The organism is Kitasatospora griseola (genome assembly GCF_044999035.1).
Taxonomy (GTDB): Bacteria; Actinomycetota; Actinomycetes; order Streptomycetales; family Streptomycetaceae; genus Kitasatospora; species Kitasatospora griseola.
The window spans coordinates 3,040,222-3,056,711 of sequence record NZ_CP173360.1 but is presented as its reverse complement, the minus strand read 5'-3'; the positions used below and the strand labels follow the sequence as shown (position 1 = coordinate 3,056,711).

16 protein-coding genes are annotated in these 16,490 nt (G+C 71.4%); 15 read left to right on the top strand and 1 reads right to left on the bottom strand.

Annotated elements, in window-relative coordinates; translation table 11 throughout:
* Positions 1 to 46 precede the first annotated feature (46 nt).
* The 14 genes from rimM (at position 47) to ACI1MP_RS13600 (ending at position 14,472) form a co-directional block, all read left to right on the top strand.
* Entirely contained in the window at positions 47 to 688 is a 642-nt protein-coding gene (gene rimM / locus ACI1MP_RS13665; protein ID WP_404868761.1) for a ribosome maturation factor RimM, read from the top strand.
* A 5-nt stretch (positions 689 to 693) separates the two neighbouring features.
* Positions 694 to 1,512, top strand: coding sequence for a tRNA (guanosine(37)-N1)-methyltransferase TrmD (gene trmD, locus ACI1MP_RS13660; protein WP_404868760.1), 819 nt, complete (start codon positions 694 to 696; stop codon positions 1,510 to 1,512).
* A gap of 155 nt (positions 1,513 to 1,667) precedes the next feature.
* Positions 1,668 to 2,018 carry a 50S ribosomal protein L19 gene (gene rplS, locus ACI1MP_RS13655; RefSeq protein WP_043916173.1) on the top strand — a complete coding sequence of 117 codons (351 nt, stop codon included), beginning with the start codon at positions 1,668 to 1,670 and terminating at the stop codon, positions 2,016 to 2,018.
* Between the two features lie 65 nt (positions 2,019 to 2,083).
* On the top strand, positions 2,084 to 3,058 hold the full coding sequence (gene lepB / locus ACI1MP_RS13650) for a signal peptidase I (protein WP_404868759.1): 975 nt from the start codon (positions 2,084 to 2,086) through the stop codon (positions 3,056 to 3,058).
* A 352-nt stretch (positions 3,059 to 3,410) separates the two neighbouring features.
* A complete protein-coding gene (gene lepB, locus ACI1MP_RS13645; RefSeq protein WP_404868758.1) occupies positions 3,411 to 4,274 on the top strand; it encodes a signal peptidase I in 864 nt (287 codons plus the stop codon).
* A 205-nt stretch (positions 4,275 to 4,479) separates the two neighbouring features.
* Positions 4,480 to 5,403, top strand: coding sequence for a signal peptidase I (lepB, locus tag ACI1MP_RS13640; RefSeq protein WP_100590025.1), 924 nt, complete (start codon positions 4,480 to 4,482; stop codon positions 5,401 to 5,403).
* Positions 5,404 to 5,570: 167 nt separating this feature from the next.
* Positions 5,571 to 6,320, top strand: a complete 750-nt coding sequence (gene lepB, locus ACI1MP_RS13635; protein WP_380334140.1) for a signal peptidase I — start codon at positions 5,571 to 5,573, stop codon at positions 6,318 to 6,320.
* A 70-nt stretch (positions 6,321 to 6,390) separates the two neighbouring features.
* The gene (locus ACI1MP_RS13630; RefSeq protein WP_404868757.1) at positions 6,391 to 6,864 is read left to right on the top strand and encodes an NUDIX hydrolase; all 474 of its coding nucleotides are present in this window, start codon (positions 6,391 to 6,393) and stop codon (positions 6,862 to 6,864) included.
* Positions 6,865 to 6,920: 56 nt separating this feature from the next.
* The gene (locus ACI1MP_RS13625) at positions 6,921 to 7,247 is read left to right on the top strand and encodes a DUF2469 domain-containing protein (protein ID WP_043916176.1); all 327 of its coding nucleotides are present in this window, start codon (positions 6,921 to 6,923) and stop codon (positions 7,245 to 7,247) included.
* Positions 7,248 to 7,537: 290 nt separating this feature from the next.
* Entirely contained in the window at positions 7,538 to 8,011 is a 474-nt protein-coding gene (locus ACI1MP_RS13620; RefSeq protein ID WP_380334232.1) for a YraN family protein, read from the top strand.
* Position 8,012: 1 nt separating this feature from the next.
* Positions 8,013 to 9,665: a YifB family Mg chelatase-like AAA ATPase gene (locus ACI1MP_RS13615; protein ID WP_404868756.1), complete on the top strand. Its 1,653-nt coding sequence runs from the start codon at positions 8,013 to 8,015 to the stop codon at positions 9,663 to 9,665.
* 163 nt (positions 9,666 to 9,828) lie between these two features.
* Entirely contained in the window at positions 9,829 to 11,499 is a 1,671-nt protein-coding gene (gene dprA, locus ACI1MP_RS13610; protein ID WP_380334160.1) for a DNA-processing protein DprA, read from the top strand.
* A 1,270-nt stretch (positions 11,500 to 12,769) separates the two neighbouring features.
* Entirely contained in the window at positions 12,770 to 13,651 is an 882-nt protein-coding gene (whiG, locus tag ACI1MP_RS13605) for an RNA polymerase sigma factor WhiG (RefSeq protein ID WP_380334163.1), read from the top strand.
* A 146-nt stretch (positions 13,652 to 13,797) separates the two neighbouring features.
* A complete protein-coding gene (locus ACI1MP_RS13600; RefSeq protein WP_404868755.1) occupies positions 13,798 to 14,472 on the top strand; it encodes a TetR/AcrR family transcriptional regulator in 675 nt (224 codons plus the stop codon).
* A 7-nt stretch (positions 14,473 to 14,479) separates the two neighbouring features.
* Here the strand turns inward: ACI1MP_RS13600 and ACI1MP_RS13595 are convergent, their stop codons facing one another.
* On the bottom strand, positions 14,480 to 15,055 hold the full coding sequence (locus tag ACI1MP_RS13595) for a M23 family metallopeptidase (RefSeq protein WP_380334166.1): 576 nt from the start codon (positions 15,053 to 15,055) through the stop codon (positions 14,480 to 14,482).
* 545 nt (positions 15,056 to 15,600) lie between these two features.
* On the opposite strand from ACI1MP_RS13595, the gene rpsB reads away from it, so the two are divergent.
* On the top strand, positions 15,601 to 16,467 hold the full coding sequence (gene rpsB, locus ACI1MP_RS13590; RefSeq protein ID WP_043916179.1) for a 30S ribosomal protein S2: 867 nt from the start codon (positions 15,601 to 15,603) through the stop codon (positions 16,465 to 16,467).
* Positions 16,468 to 16,490: the final 23 nt, after the last annotated feature.

Below are 16,490 nucleotides of genomic sequence, written 5' to 3'. Positions count from 1 at the left end.
CCACCTCGCTCGCCTCACCCAGGCTCATCTCAGGAGAACGATCACCGTGCAGCTCGTCGTCGGCAAGATCGGCCGCGCCCACGGCATCCGAGGGGACGTCAGTGTCGAGGTCCGCACCGACGAGCCGGAACTGCGGCTCGGCCCCGGCGCGGTCCTCCTCACCGACCCGGCCGGCATCGGACCGCTGACCGTCGAGTCCGGCAAGGTGCACAGCGGACGTCTGCTGCTGCGCTTCGCCGGAGTCAAGGACCGCACCGCCGCCGAGGCGCTGCGCGGCACCTTCCTGATCGCCGAGGTCGACCCGGAGGAGACCCCCGACGACCCCGACGAGTACTACGACCACCAGCTGATCGGCCTGGACGTCGTCCTCACCGACGGCACCCTGATCGGCGAACTCACCGAGGTGGTCCACCTCCCGTACCAGGACCTGCTCACCGTCCTGCGCCCCGACGGCACCGAGGTGCTCATCCCGTTCGTCGAGCAGATCGTCCCCACCATCGACCTGGACGAGCAGCGTGCCGTGATCACCCCGCCGCCCGGCCTGATCGACCCCGCCGACGCGGTGGTCGTCTCGTCGCGCGAGGACGCGGGCGATGCGGATGACGAGGAAGACGTGGATGACGTGGGCGAGTCCGAGGGCTCTGACGACTCCGGCAGCTCTGGCGGCTCGACCGGGGGTGCGGCGTGACCGACATGCGGATCGACGTTGTCACGATCTTCCCCGAGTACCTGGAGCCGCTGAACGTCTCGCTGGTCGGCAAGGCGCGGGCCCGCGGTCAGCTCGACGTGCACCTGCACGACCTGCGGCAGTGGACCACCGACATCCACCGCACCGTGGACGACACCCCCTACGGCGGTGGGCCCGGCATGGTGATGAAGCCCGAACCGTGGGGTGCGGCGCTGGACGCCGTCCTCGCGGCCGGCCCCGAGGGCGAGGTGCCGACCCTGGTGGTGCCCACCCCCAGCGGCCGACCGTTCACCCAGGAACTCGCCCAGGACCTGGCCTCCCGCAACTGGCTGGCCTTCGCGCCTGCCCGCTACGAGGGCATCGACCGTCGGGTCATCGAGGAAGCCGCGACCCGGATGCCCGTGGTCGAGGCCTCCATCGGCGACTACGTCCTGGCCGGCGGCGAGGTCGCCGTCCTGGTGATGGTCGAGGCGATCGCCCGACTGCTGCCCGGCGTGCTCGGCAACGTCGAGTCGCACCGGGACGACTCCTTCGCCCCCGGCGCCATGGCCGATCTGCTGGAAGGGCCGGTGTACACCAAGCCCGCCGAGTGGCGCGGCCGTGAGGTGCCGGAGATCCTGCTCAGCGGCCACCACGGGAAGATCGCCCAGTGGCGGCGCGAGCAGGCCTTCGCCCGCACCCTCGCCAACCGGCCCGACCTGGTGGCTCGTTGGCAGCGCGACGCGTTCACCAAGAAGGAACGCGAAGCGCTCAGCGTCCTCGGTCTGGCCTGGGACGACGCTGCCGGCCGATTTCGGTCTGCGGTAGAGCCTGTGGAAGAATAGGCGACTGCTGTCTGTCGCCCGACTCCCTCCGTGGGGGTCAGTGGACCGGTGCCCCCGCCACGGGGGGTTCATCGTCAGCCGAAGCGACCCGCAGTACCACCCAGTTGAGACGAATTTCCGTGGGCGGCCCGTGGCGCCTGCGATGGAGAGCAACGATGAGCAACAAGCTCGCTGCTGTCGACGCGGCCTCGCTGCGTACCGACATCCCCGCCTTCCGCCCCGGCGACACCCTGAAGGTGCACGTTCGAGTCATCGAAGGCAACCGCTCGCGCGTCCAGGTCTTCCAGGGCGTCGTCATCCGTCGTCACGGCGCCGGCGTCGGTGAGACCTTCACCGTCCGCAAGGTCAGCTTCAACGTCGGTGTCGAGCGCACCTTCCCGGTGCACACCCCGGTCGTCGAGAAGATCGAGGTCGTGACCCGCGGTGCGGTCCGCCGCGCCAAGCTGTACTACCTGCGTGACCTCCGCGGCAAGGCCGCGAAGATCAAGGAGAAGCGCGACGCGTGATCGCGCAGGCTCGACGGGGGAAGGCCCTCCGACCGGTTTAGACCGGGAGGATAGGCTCACCCCCGATGAGCACGCACGAGCCACCGGCGGACCGCGACGGCAGTCCCGCACCCACGGGTACGGACACGCCGACGCGGTCCGTTGTCGTTTCCGGTACCGGGAAAGCGGTCGGCACTGAGGCCCGCCCCGAGGGCGGTACCGGGAGCGTCGACCGGTCCGCTGCCCCGGACGCAGGGGGCGATGACGGGGCGACGGCCGACCCGGATGCCGAGGAGGATTCCGGCGGCGCCGAGAGCACCGAGAGCACGGCGGAGGGCGAGGGCGGGGAGGGCCCCGAGGGCGCGGCGGACGGCGAGGGCGGGGCGGACGGCGGCGGGCGGCGGTGGTCGCGGGACCTGCTGTGGATCGGCGCGGTGTGCGTGGTCGCACTGCTGCTGGTGAACGCCTTCGTGGCGCGGCCCTTTGCGGTGCCGTCCGGCTCCATGGAAGGGACGTTGCGCCCAGGCGACCGGGTTCTGGTCAACCAGCTCGCCTATGCCTTCGACGGGCGCCCGCAACGGGGCGATGTGGTGGTCTTCGACGGCATCGGCTCCTTTCTGCCCTACCGGGACGAACCGTCCGGGGCGAAGCGGCTGCTGACCGAGGCCGGACTGGCCCCGGCCGGTGACACGGTCTACGTGAAGCGGGTGATCGGGGTGGGAGGCGACCGGGTCACCTGCTGCGGCTCCGACGGCCGTCTGCGAGTCAACGGGGTGCCGCTGGACGAGAGCGCCTATCTGCTCCCCGGCGACGCACCGTCGGCGGTGCCGTTCGACATCGTGGTTCCCGCCGGCAAGTTGTGGGTGATGGGCGACCACCGCAGTGCGTCCCGCGACTCCCGGGATCACCTCGGTGAGCCCGGCGGCGGCACCGTGCCCGTGAAGCGGGTGATCGGACGCGCCGACTGGCTGCTGTTCCCCCTCGGCCGGACGACCTCGCTCGACCGGCCGGCGGCATTCGCCGCGATCGAGGGGACCGGTGGCCATGGGGAGCCGCGGTAGACCCCGGGCCGCCACCGACGGCACGGCCCACCCCGAGAGCCCACCTCCCGGTTCGCACCTCGACCCGCCGGAATCCGTGCAGCCGCCGGAATCCGTGTACCTGCCAGGTCCTGCTCCTGCACCCGTTCCCGAGGGCTTCGGCGGAGCTGGTGGTGGCACCGAGGCCATCGGGGTCGACGGCGGCGTATGGCCCAATGGCGCTGAGGCCGCCGGGGCTGCCGGCGCCGCGAGCGGAACCGGGAGAGCTGGCAGAAACCGGGGAGCCGGGGGAGCTGACGGAGTCGGGGGAACCGGCCTGCTGCGGGGGAGCGAGGGGGCCGTGGAGGCTGCTGCAGGTGGCGGGAACGGGGCGGTGGACAGTCGTCGGTCCGTCCGGGGCCGCGCCGAGCGGCGGCGCACCGCCAAGCGGGTCGCGCGCCGGGGGCGTCGCTCCTTTCTGCGTGAGTTGCCGGTGATCGTGCTGGTGGCGCTGGTCATCGCCGTGGTGCTGAAGACCTTTCTGGTCCAGGTGTTCGTCATTCCCTCCGGTTCGATGGAGCCGACCCTGCGGGTCGGCGACCGGGTCGTGGTGGACAAGCTCACCCCGTGGTTCGGCTCGGAGCCGGAGCGCGGCGAGGTGGTGGTCTTCAAGGACCCAGGCGGCTGGTTGGAGAACCACCGCACGTCGTCCACGGACGGGTCGGTGCTGCACGACGTGAGGTCGATGTTCTCCGCGGCGGGACTTCTTCCTTCTGATGACGAGCGGGACTTGATCAAGCGGGTGATCGGTGTCGCCGGCGACACCGTGGAGTGCTGTGACGCCCAGGGCCGGCTGAGCGTGAACGGCACCCCGGTGGACGAGCCGTACATCGCGCCCGGCAACGTGCCCTCACGGATCACCTTCAAGGTGACGGTCCCTCAGGGGAGGCTGTGGGTGATGGGGGACCACCGCGACCTGTCCGCGGACTCCCGCTACCACATGGGCAACCCCGGCTCCGGGACCATCCCGGTGGCGCACGTGGTCGGTCGTGCGTTCGTGGTCGCATGGCCGCTCTCCCACTTCGGTCAACTGGGTGTTCCTGATTCACTCTCCTCGCTGCCGGTGCAAGTGGCAGGATCATCGGCCGTTGGACCGATTCCTGCGGAACCCCCGCTCGTTATGGGTGTGTTGGGCGTCCTCCCGGCTGTTGTTCGGCGGTGGAGAGCGCCCTGGCGGGCCGGGCCGATGGCTGACTGACGTTCTGGTCGGCGCGTGGAAACACGGGCTTGCCGACCGGGAGTGATAGAGAAGTGCTGAAGTGCTCGGTTCCGGCCTGGTGTCGGGCGTGCCCGGGTAGGGCAAGCCAGAGGCGGGTTTTCGATCGATCGCAGAGTGTGGTGCCCGCTGTGCGGCACTGGTGAGCGCGGACGCGCAGGCGTCCGCACAGCAGGGAGGAGATGTCGTGGGGGATCTGGTGATCGGTGCCCGCTCAGGTGCTCCGGAGCCCGACGGGGAGCCTTCGGGCAACGCCGACGGGCGACACGCGGAGGACGGTGACGCCCTGCGGGCGTCCGATTCCGACGCTGCGGAGGAGAGCGATTCGGAGGCGTCGGCCGGAGCCAAGAAGGCTCCCAAGCAGCGTTCCTTCTGGAAGGAGCTGCCGATCCTGGTCGGCATCGCGCTGATCCTGGCGTTGGTGATCAAGACCTTCTTCGTCCAGGCGTTCTCGATTCCGTCGGGTTCGATGGAGAACACGCTCCAGGTCGGCGACCGCGTGCTGGTCGACAAGCTCACCCCGTGGTTCGGCTCGGAGCCGGAGCGCGGCGAGGTGGTGGTCTTCAAGGACCCGGGCGGCTGGCTGAACGACGAGCCCGCCCAGCGCAGCAACAACGCCTTCGTGCGCGGCGTCCAGGACGTCTTCAGCTTCATCGGGCTGATGCCGTCCAGCGACGAGAAGGACCTGATCAAGCGCGTCATCGCGGTCGGCGGCGACACCGTCGAGTGCCAGGGCTCCGGACCGGTCAAGGTGAACGGCATCGCACTCGACGAGCCGTACATCTTCCCGGGCAACACCCCGTGCGGGGAGAAGCCGTTCGGTCCGGTGAAGGTGCCGGACGGCCGGATCTGGGTGATGGGCGACCACCGCGCCAACTCCCTGGACTCCCGTTTCCACATGGACCAGCCGGGCGGCGGCACCGTCCCGGTCGGGAACGTCGTCGGCCGCGCCTTCGTGGTGGCCTGGCCGATCGGCGACTGGGCGACGCTGCCCGTTCCCGACACCTTCGACCAGAAGGGTCTGGCGGCCGGCGGGCCGCTCGCCCCGACGCTGGCCGGTGCAGCCCTGGCCGTCCCCGCCGTGTGGTGGGTGCGCAAGCGCCGGCGCTGACCGGTCCCAGACCGTCCGCGACTGACTCTTGCGCGGGCCGTGGTACTCGTGAGTAGTCTGCTCGCACGTGCCACGGCCCGCAGTGCTGTCCAGCCCAGGACAGCCACTCCCGGGCAGGCAGCGAGCGCTCGCCCGGAGCGCGTGAGCGCCAGGAGAGGGCGAAGCCGATGACCAGCGTCGCGGAGCGGACACCGCCCACCGAGGCCAGACCCGCCCGCCGTCGAAGCTCGGCGTCGATCGTGCAGAGCCTGGTGATCGCGATCGGATTCGTGATGCTCGTCGGGGGTTTCGCGATGCTCGCCATCCAGTACCGGCCCTACAAGATCCCCACCGGGTCGATGAGCCCCACCCTGGAGATCGGCGACACCGTCCTGGCCCACACCGCTGACGGAGCGTCGGTCGGACGCGGCGACATCGTGGTCTTCCAGGACCCGGATTGGGGCAATGCCACCCTGGTCAAGCGCGTGGCCGCGGTCGGTGGCGACACCGTCTCCGGCGACCGCGAGGGACGGATCACCGTGAACGGCCACCAGGTGGACGAGCCCTACCTGGCGAAGACACCGGTGCCCACGACCGTGTTCTCGGTGACGGTGCCCGAGGGGCGGCTGTTCCTGCTCGGTGACTTCCGCGGGAACTCGATGGACTCGCGCAGCCATCTGGACGTGGCCTTCGGTTCTGTTCCGGCCTCCGGAGTGAAGGCGCGGGTCGAGGCGGTGATCCTGCCGCTGTCCCGGGCAGGGCTGGAGGGGCGCACCGCGGCCTTCGACGAACTGGGTGCGCCGCGTGCGCACCAGGCGGGAGCCCTGCTGCCCGCCGGCTGGACGGCGATCGGCGGGGCGGCCCTGATCGTGCTCGCCTCGGCGGCGGGCTGGGCGGTCTCGCTGGGCCGCAAGCTGGGGGGACGGCGGAAGGCCTGAACCGGGAGCCGGTGGCACCCCGGGGCCGGCCCGGAAACGTGCGCAGAACCTCAGGACGGAGCTGAACCAGGTGGTGGCCGAGCGTCGCAGAGCCGTCCGCGTGCTGTTGGTGGACCCGGACGGGCGCGTCCTGCTGCTGCACGGAACCGATCCGGCCATGCCGGGCGTCGACTGGTGGATCACCCCGGGCGGCGGCATCGAGCCCGGCGAGAGCCCGGCCGAGGCAGCCCGGCGCGAACTGGGCGAGGAGATCGGGCTGACCGAGGTGGAGTGGGGACCGCTGGTTGCGTACGGCATGGTGGAGTTCTCCTTCCGGGGCAGGGACTACGAGCAGGAGCAGTGGTTCCACCTGGCCCGCACCGGCCGGGGCGAGGTGGCACTGCGGCAGAGCGGGGCGGACGAGCACGCGCTGCTGCTCGCCGTCCGCTGGTGGACGGTGGGGGAGTTGAGGACCACCGAGGAGACCGTGTATCCGCGCGGACTGGCCGCGCTGGTGGAGCAGGTTCTGACGGAAGGGCCGCCAGAACCGCCAGTACGGCTCTGAGCACTGGCCCAGTGGTCCACAATGGGGTGGACGTGACGAGTGAGGGGACGCTTGGAATGAGTGCCGAAGACCTCGAGAAGTACGAGACCGAGATGGAGCTCAAGCTCTACCGGGAGTACCGGGATGTCGTCGGCCTGTTCAAGTACGTGATCGAGACCGAGCGGCGTTTCTATCTGACGAACGACTACGACCTGCAGGTGCATTCGGTGCAGGGCGAGGTCTTCTTCGAAGTGGCGATGGCGGATGCGTGGGTCTGGGACATGTACCGACCGGCCCGGTTCGTTCGGAAGGTCCGCGTGCTGACTTTCAAGGACGTGAATATCGAGGAGTTGGCCAAGAGCGATCTTGAGCTGCCCTCGGACGACTCCGCGTTCGGGAACTGACCGTTCTGCGGCTGAACGGCCGGCCCGGGAGCGCCCCGGGCCCGACTGCCCGGGGTGGGCGAGGAACGGCGCGGCCGACCGCGCCCTTCTCTCCGAGCGGCCGCACCTTGAGGAGCTGCGGCGATGCCCGGGTCACCGAGACTGGTCGCCGAGATCGCCGATTGTCCAGCGCATTTTTGAGTTTGTCGCTCGAACGAGCGAGCTAAGTTATCCACAGGCTCGAGTTATCCACAGGCCTGACGATTTCGCTGGTCCACTTCCCTGCTGTGACGGCAACCTTCCGGCCGGAGGTGATTGCCGTGCAGAATCCCAACAAGTTTTCCACCAACGGCCTCGGACGCTACGGCGAGGAGGTCGCCGCCCGCCGGCTCACGGAGTGCGGGCTGTGCATCCTGGAGCGCAACTGGCGCTGCGCCGAGGGTGAGCTCGACATCGTCGCCCTGGACGGGGACACCCTCGCGGTGTGCGAGGTGAAGACCAGGTCCGAGCGGGGCTTCCAGCAGCCGTCCGAGGCGATCGACCAGACCAAGGCAGACCGGCTGCGCCACCTCGCCGAACGGTGGCTCGCCGAACGCTGGCCGGAGCACTTCTCCCGGCTGGTGCTGGTCGCCGCCGAGCGGGTCGACGGCGGCGAGCCCTTGGGTGAAGCCGCAGCGGGCGGACCGGCGCCCCCGCCGCCAGGGGGAGTGCGCATCGACCTGGTCGCCGTAGTCAACCCGCTCAGGGGCGCCGCCGCGGTCGAGCACCTGCGTGGGGCGGTGTGAGATGGCCTTCGCCCGTACCTGCTCGGTCGCCCTGGTCGGGGTGGACGGTGTCGTGGTCGAGGTGCAGGCCGACCTCGAACCCGGACTCGCGGCCTTCAGCCTGGTGGGCCTCGCCGACAAGGCCCTCCTCGAAGCCCGCGACCGGGTCCGCGCAGCCGTCTCCAACAGCGGCGAGAAGTGGCCGCTGCGCAAGCTCACCGTGGGCCTCACCCCGGCCTCCGTACCCAAGAGCGGCAGCGGGTACGACCTGGCCGTGGCCTGCGCCGTACTGGCAGCCGCCGAACGGCTCGACCCCGCGTCGATCGACGGCCTGCTGATCATCGGCGAGCTCGGACTGGACGGCCGGGTACGTCCAGTGCGCGGCGTCCTGCCCGCAGTACTCGCCGCGGCGGACGCCGGCTACCGCCAGATCGTGGTCGCCGAACAGACCGCTGCCGAAGCCGAATTAGTGCCCGGCGTCTCCGTCCTCGGCGTACGAAGCCTGCGCCAACTCATCGCCATCCTCACCAACGCCCCCGTCCCTGACGAGCCACTCGACCCGTCCAGCGGCCGTCCCGACTCCTCGTTCGCCGGACTTCTCCTCCCCGGGCTCGGCGTCCGGGACGTCACCTCGGAGCAGGCGTGCCGACCCGACCTCGCCGACGTGGCCGGACAGCACGAAGCCCGGCAAGCCCTGGAGATCGCCGCCGCGGGCGGCCACCACCTGTACCTGAAAGGGCCGCCCGGAGCCGGCAAGACCATGCTGGCGGAACGGCTCCCCGCCCTGCTCCCACCACTCACACAGGCCGAGGCACTCGAAGTGACCGCGATCCACTCCGTGGCCGGCCTACTCCCACCCGACCGCCCGCTCATCGACACCCCGCCCTACTGCGCACCGCACCACTCGACCACCATGCCCGCCATCGTGGGCGGCGGGACGGGTCTGCCCCGACCTGGCGCCGTCTCCCTCGCTCATCGCGGCGTCCTCTTCCTCGACGAGGCACCCGAATTCCCGGTCCGGGTCCTCGACGCCCTGCGCCAACCCCTGGAATCGGGGGAGGTGATGATCGCCAGAGCCGCGGGCTCGATGCGGCTACCCGCCCGCTTCCTGCTCTGTCTGGCCGCCAACCCCTGCCCCTGCGGCCGCTATTCGTTGAGAGGAGAAGGCTGCGAATGCACACCCGTCATGGTCAACCGCTATCAGGCGCGCCTGTCCGGGCCGCTGCTCGACAGAGTGGACCTCCAAGTTCAGGTGGCCGGAGTCAGCAGGGCCGAGCTGATGCAACAAGGCGGAAAAGCGGAGAGCACGGCCACGGTCGCCGAACGCGTGAGGCAGGCCCGCGAGCGAGCCGCCGCTCGCCTCGCCGACACCCCGTGGCGGACGAACGCCGAAGTGCCAGGGCACGAACTGCGCACGCGCTGGCAACTCGCACCCGGCTCGCTCACCGACGCCGAGCGTGACCTCGACCGAGGTCTGCTCACCGCACGAGGCCTGGATCGAGTCCTCCGCGTCGCCTGGACGGTCGCCGACCTGGCGTGCCGGCCTCGCCCCACCCGTACCGACATCCAGACCGCGCTCACCCTCCGCACCGGAGTCCAACGCGTCACCCGACCGACCGACCGCCGACCCGACATGTACTACGACGCGGACGCCGATCTGGGCGCCGAGCTTTGACCACCCATCACCTGGCGGGCAATCGGCAGCGGTTGGCAGAGGTGTGGTCGGCAGACGCTGGCCACAGCCATGCCGCCGGGCCGCAGCGTCGCTCCCGTACCCACCCATCCCACCCATCCCACCCACCCGCCCGTTGGCCAAACGACCGCAGGAGGAGCATTCCGTGACCGCAGCAGTTCCAGCACCCCAGCAGGACATCGATCCCGCGACAACAACGTCAGCAGTGCTCACGCCGCCACTCGGCAGCCCGGTTCACGACAGCGACACCGCACACTCGCACGGCCCGGCCCGCCCCGGGCGAGCCCAGCCCGGCAGGCTTCACCTGGTGGGTGAGCCCAGCCTGCCGGGCCCACCCGACAAACCTTGCCCGCCCCACCCGCCCGACGACCGCCCGCCGGACGGCAGCCCGCCCGATGACCACCCGCCGGAGGGCAGCCACGACGGCTTGCGCCACCTGATCCGGGGAGCCGGCCCGCCGGGCATCCACCGGCCGAATCCGGACAGGGCAGACGCCGGCGTGTCAGTGTCGGATACGGCGGGCAGCACCAGTCGTGCTGTGCACGCCGCCGTAACGAGTCGGCACTGCACGGCCGAACCGGTCGCCGCAGGTCATGCCACTCGTGTGGGGGTGGTGCGGGGCGATCACCGGCTGATCCGCCCCACCCGGTGGGCCGCACCAGCGGCCACGCCGGACCCGCCCGAGCCCGAGCGGGTGGCTCGGGCGGCACTCACCAGGCTGATCGAACCGGGTGACGCAGCCATCGGCCGGGCGATCCAGCGGCTCGGTGTGGTCGGCCTGGTGCAGGGCTTCTACAACGGAGCATCGCCGGGTCGGCTGGGGCTCGGAGCGGACCGGATCACCGCTTACCAGGAGAGGTTGCGAAAGTTCAACCCGGCCACCGACCTTGAACGAATCGCCAAGCTCGGTGGGAAGTTCATCATTCCGGGCGACACCGACTGGCCCTCGCAGCTGGACGACCTCGGCGACAGCCGCCCGGTCGGGCTGTGGATCCGAGGCCGGCCGGGGCCGCGGCTGCCGTCGCTGCGCCTGCTCGCGCTGAGATCGGTCGCCATCGTCGGATCCCGGGCCTGCACCGCATACGGGCGGCACATCGCCGGTCAACTCGGCTCGGAACTGGCCGAGCGTGGCTGGGTGGTGGTCTCCGGCGCCGCGTACGGCGTCGACACGGCCGCCCATCTGGGCGCGCTGGCCGTCAACGGGATGACGATCGCGGTCCTGGCCAGCGGGGTTGACATCTGCTATCCGCGAGGGAACGAGGCGCTGATCCACCGGATCGGGGGCGACGGGCTGCTGGTGAGCGAGCTGGCGCTCGGGATGCACCCGACCAGGTTCAGGTTCGTGCTGCGCAACCGAGTGATAGCGGCGCTCACCCGAGGCACCGTCGTGGTCGAGGCCGCGCCGCGCAGCGGCGCGCTCAGTACCGCGCGACGCGCCATGGATCTGAATCGGCACACGATGGGCGTCCCCGGCCAGGTGACGTCCGAACTCTCGGCAGGAGTTCACGCGTTGATCAGGAGCGGTGCCGCGACTCTGGTCACCAGCGGCGCCGAGGTGGGCGAGCTGATCGGCTCCGTCGGTGGCGACCTGGCACCGGAGCGAGTCGGACCGATCCTGCCCCGTGACGCGCTCGCACCGCCCGTGGCCCGCGTCCTGGAAGCGGTCCCGGCAAGCGCGGACGGTGCGCCGGTGCAGCGACTCGCCCAGTACGCCGCGCTCTCCCCGCAGGAGACCGTGCACCACCTGCACGAGCTGAGCTCGCTGGGCTTCGTCGAACGGCAGGGCGCGTACTGGAGGCTGGTGCGACGCAAGTGATCGGATCTGCGCAACAGCGGACACGGAAGGTCGACCGAACGGAGCATCCCGTCAACAGGAAGGAACCCCAGGTGAGTTGAGAGCGGCGCCGAGACGGTTGAGCTCGGGTGGGCGATATCGGTGAGCGGGTGTGACGCAAGGAATCCGACGTGTCAGGAGGGGTCTGCGCTGGTCGGCGGCCTGGTGGAGGCAGGACGCCCGGCAGCCGGTCAGGGTCCGCGCCGCGACGCGCCGGGGGAGCCCAGCACTGCCACCGGATCGAGCGACGCCCGAGTGGCGGTAGCACTGTGCAGCGACTTGGTCACGCTACGCTCCCTTATGGCGTCCCTATCAGCACATGACTCGGCAGAACGGCGCAGACCAACGCATGGCCACTCACATTCCCGGACACAGGGTGACCGGTGACGGTCGGTCCCCGGACGGGCCGGGGGCCGAGATCCGCAACGCCGCGGAGTTGCGGGCCAGGTCCTCGGGAGCCGTGGGAATGACGAGGTCGGGCACCCCCCCGACCGCGACCCCACAGTCCCAGGCCCGTCCCACCTCGCCCTCGCCCCTTCCCCGCCCCCCCGTCCCGCAGGGGCCGTCGGACCGGCAGTCCTCGGCGCGCCCCTCCGTCGAACGCCCAGGCCAGCTGCTGCCCTGCCCACAGGCAGTGCCGTCGAAGGCCGCGGCCCAGCCGCGGCCGCGCGGCGACGAGACCGGCGGCCCCCCGGACGAGCCGGGGCCGTTCGGTGGTCGGCAGGCCGATCGGTCAGGCACCGGCGAGCCGGACACCGACCAGCCGGACGGCAGTAGGCCAAGCGGCGATCGGTTCGGCGAAGGCCAGGCCGGCGGTGGGCCGCGGCCCGGGGAGAGCGCGGCCGAGGTGCCGTCGGCCGAGGCGGCCTCCGCCGACGCGTCGCCTGCGGGCGGCCGACCGGTGCGCGGCCAGTCGAGGCGCGGTGCCCGGTCGAAGGCCAAGCCGGGGGAGCCGCCGGTGCGGAGCTCGCAGGTTCGCCGGCAGGCGAGTGGCCCGGAGGCGGAACGTTCCCTGAAGGTGGGAACCCCGACATCGGCGTCGGCATCGGGCCCGGAGCAGGGCGCGTCGCAGCATCGGCCGCAGCCCCAGCCGCCGGGTGGGCAGCAGTCGGCCGGGTCGCCGGTCGCGTTGCCCGGGCCGGCCTCGGGGCCGCCGTCGGTGTCGTCCGGGTCGTTCGCGTCCGAGACGCCGGAGGGGGAGGAAGGTCCGGCGGGAGTGGGTCGCAGCCCCGGGGCGTCTGCAGGTGCGACGGTGGCCGCGCCGGCGGTGGCGGCCTCGGCGGGGGGCGTCGGGTTGGGCGGCGCGGGTGTGGCGGAGGAACCGGCAGCGAGCCAGGGGAAGGGAGGTGCGCGAGGCAGCGCGAAGAGCGGAGACCAGTCGGCGCTTCAGGCGCTGTGGCGTTCGTACAAGGAGAAGGGTGACCAGGGGCTGCGCGACCAGCTGATCCTGCACTACTCGCCGCTGGTGAAGTACGTCGCGGGTCGGGTCGGGGTCGGGCTGCCTGCCAACGTGGAGCAGGCGGACTTCGTGTCCTCGGGGGTCTTCGGGTTGATCGATGCGATCGAGAAGTTCGACATCGACCGGGCGATCAAGTTCGAGACGTATGCGATCAGCCGGATTCGCGGCGCGATCATCGACGAACTGCGGGCGCTGGACTGGATCCCGCGGTCGGTGCGGCAGAAGGCGAAGGCGGTCGAGCGGGCCTACGCCACCTTGGAGGCGCGGCTGCGGCGGACGCCGCACGACCCCGAGGTGGCGGCGGAGATGGGCATCGCGCTGGACGAGTTGCACACCATCTTCAGTCAGCTGTCGCTGGCCAACGTGGTGGCGCTCGACGAACTGCTGCACTCGGCGGGCGAAGGCGGTGACCGGCTGACCCTGATGGAGACGCTGCCGGACAACGGCGCCGACAACCCGGTCGAGATCGCCGAGGACCGCGAGCTGCGCCGTCTGCTGGCCTCGGCGGTCAACACGCTGCCCGAACGGGAGAAGACGGTGGTGACGCTCTACTACTACGAGGGCCTGACGCTCGCCGAGATCGGCCAGGTGCTCGGGGTGACCGAGAGCCGGGTCAGCCAGATCCACACCAAGTCGGTGCTGCAGCTGCGGGCGAAGATGTCCGACGCCCGCTGAGCCAGGACGACGGCGGCGCGACGGCGGCGCGACGGCAGTACGACAGCAGCGCGGCGGTGATGGCGGAGCGACGGCTCCTGGGCCGACGGATCGGCGGGTGCGCGGTGTGCGCCCCCGTCGGCCGTTGGCGTCCGTAGAGTTGGTGTGTGCCGAAAATCCGGGCGGCCACGGTGGCCGAGCATCGACAGTTGCAGCAGGCAGCGCTGCTGGACGCCGCGCGCGTCCTGTTGGCGGAGGGCGGCAGGGAGGCGCTGAACTTCGGCGCCCTCGCTGCGCGTGCGGGGCTGGCCAGGTCCTCGGTGTACGAATACTTCCGGTCCAAGTCCGAGTTGGTGGAAGCGCTCTGCGTGGTGGACCTCCCGCTGTGGGCCGCCGAGATCGAGGCCGGCATGGCGGCCTGCGACGGTGCGGTCGAGCGGATCGAGGCGTACGTCCGGGGGCAGGTGGCGCTGGCCACCGATCCGGTGCACCGCGCGCTGGTGGCTGTCGCCGAGTTCGAACTCGACGACGCCGCGCGGGCGCGGATCAGAGCCGCGCACACCGGACTGACCGCCATGGTGGTGCGCACCCTGGAAGAACTCGGCCATGCCAGGCCGGGCGTCGCGGCCGCGCTGCTGCAGGGCGTGGTGGAGGCGGCGGTCCGCCAGATCGAGCGGGCCCGGGAGACCGCCGACGCGTCGGAGATCGCCGATGCCTCGGTGCGGTTCGCCCTGGACGGCCTCAGGTCGGGCAGCGCAGACGGCACGGGCACAGGCGCCTCGGACGTGGGCGGCACTGCCCCGGCCGGGACGGACTGCGGCTCGGGCTCGGGCGGAAGCTGATCCGGCGTCAGGGCGAGTCGAGCGGGAGCAGGCGGGCCCGGCCGGTGCCGAGCAGGGCGAGCGGGTCGAGGTAGCGGGCGCCGCGGAGCAGGCCCCAGTGCAGGCAGTCGACGGGGCAGTGCCCGGAGTCGGCGGTCAGTTCGCCGATCCGGTCGCCCGCCGATACCGCCGTGCCGACGGGGACGGCCCCGGCCACCGGGAGGTAGGTGGTCCGCAGCGGGGGAGTGCCCGAGCCGGTGTGGGTGATCACCACGACGGGGCGCCCGGCCACCTGCCCGGAGAACGTCACCACGCCGGGCGCGGCCGCGCGCACCGCCGTCCCGGGCGCGGCCGCCAGGTCCACGCCGCGGTGCCCGGCCGCCCAGCGCGCCGGAGGCGGATCGAAGCGCCGCACCAGCGCGGACCGATCACCCACCGGCCACACCCGCCCGGGCCCCGGCCCCACCACCTCGGGCCCCGCAGCAGAGAACCCCACCGCGACCACCCCCGCCGCCGGACCTCCCGAACCACCCCCGCCGCCGACCATGGTGACGAGCCCCAGCAGCACTGCTCCCACCCGGCAGAACGCGCCCCACCACCGCACGCCAACCTCCCTCGGTCCTCGGCGCCCCAACACGGCGAAACCGGCACAGCACCGGCACCCGGCACAAACCACGACAAGCCCGCTCGGCGGGTGTGGCCCCACCATGCAGGTCGCAGCGCCGGTGTCGCCCGTCGATTCCGGAAGCTGTGGACAGACCGGGGGCTGTGGACAACTGCCGTCCCCCGCAGGGGTGAACGGTGGGCGGCGGCCCGCCCGTAGTGGTGCTGAACAGGGCGGCGGGACCGCACGGAGTCGCCCGTCGCTCGGGGCTTCCCGTACACTTCACACGCGACCCGGTCTGCCGGGTCGACTTCGCACGCCCCGCCACCGACGGCCCGCCCCCTTCCGGGAACGGTCGCCGGTGCGAGTGCCGCTCGGTCCGCCGAGCCTGCCGAGGCCGCAAGCCCCGTGCAGGCCGAGCGGCTTGGCACGTCGGGGCGTCAGGCGTGGCGGTCACCCGACCGACACGGACAACCGAGAGTTCCGGCACCCCGCAGAGCGCACCTGCCTCGCGGCGAGCCGGGCAACACAGAGGAGCACGGCACATGGCCGTCGTCACGATGCGGGAGCTGCTGGAGAGCGGCGTCCACTTCGGTCACCAGACCCGTCGTTGGAACCCGAAGATGAAGCGCTTCATCTTCACGGAGCGCAACGGCATCTACATCATCGACCTCCTGCAGTCGCTGAACTACATCGACCGCGCCTTCGAGTTCGTCAAGGAGACCGTTGCCCACGGCGGCAGCGTCCTCTTCGTCGGCACCAAGAAGCAGGCCCAGGAGGCCATCGCCGAGCAGGCGACCCGCGTGGGCATGCCGTACGTCAACCAGCGCTGGCTGGGCGGCATGCTGACCAACTTCTCGACCGTTTACAAGCGTCTGCAGCGCCTCAAGGAGCTCAGCGAGATCGACTTCACGGATGTGGCCGGCTCGGGCCTCACCAAGAAGGAGCTCCTGGTCCTCCAGCGCGAGTACGACAAGCTGGAGAAGACCCTCGGCGGTATCCGCGACATGCAGCGCGTTCCCAGCGCTGTCTGGATCGTGGACACCAAGAAGGAGCACATCGCGGTCGGCGAGGCCCGGAAGCTCAACATCCCGGTCGTCGCCATCCTCGACACCAACTGCGACCCGGACGAGGTCGACTACAAGATCCCGGGCAACGACGACGCGATCCGCTCCGTCACCCTGCTGACCCGCGTGATCGCCGACGCCGTCGCCGAGGGCCTGAAGTCCCGCGCCGGTGTCGCCAAGGGCGACGCGAAGGCCGAGCCGGGCGCCGACCAGCCGCTGGCCGCCTGGGAGAAGGAGATCCTCGAGGGCGAGAAGGCCGCCGAGGCCCCCGCCGCCGAGGCTGCTGTCGAGGCCCCGGCCGAGGCCGCTGCGGAGGCTCCGGCCGCCGAGGCCGAGCAGGCCTGACGTACCACCAGGGCGAGGGGCAC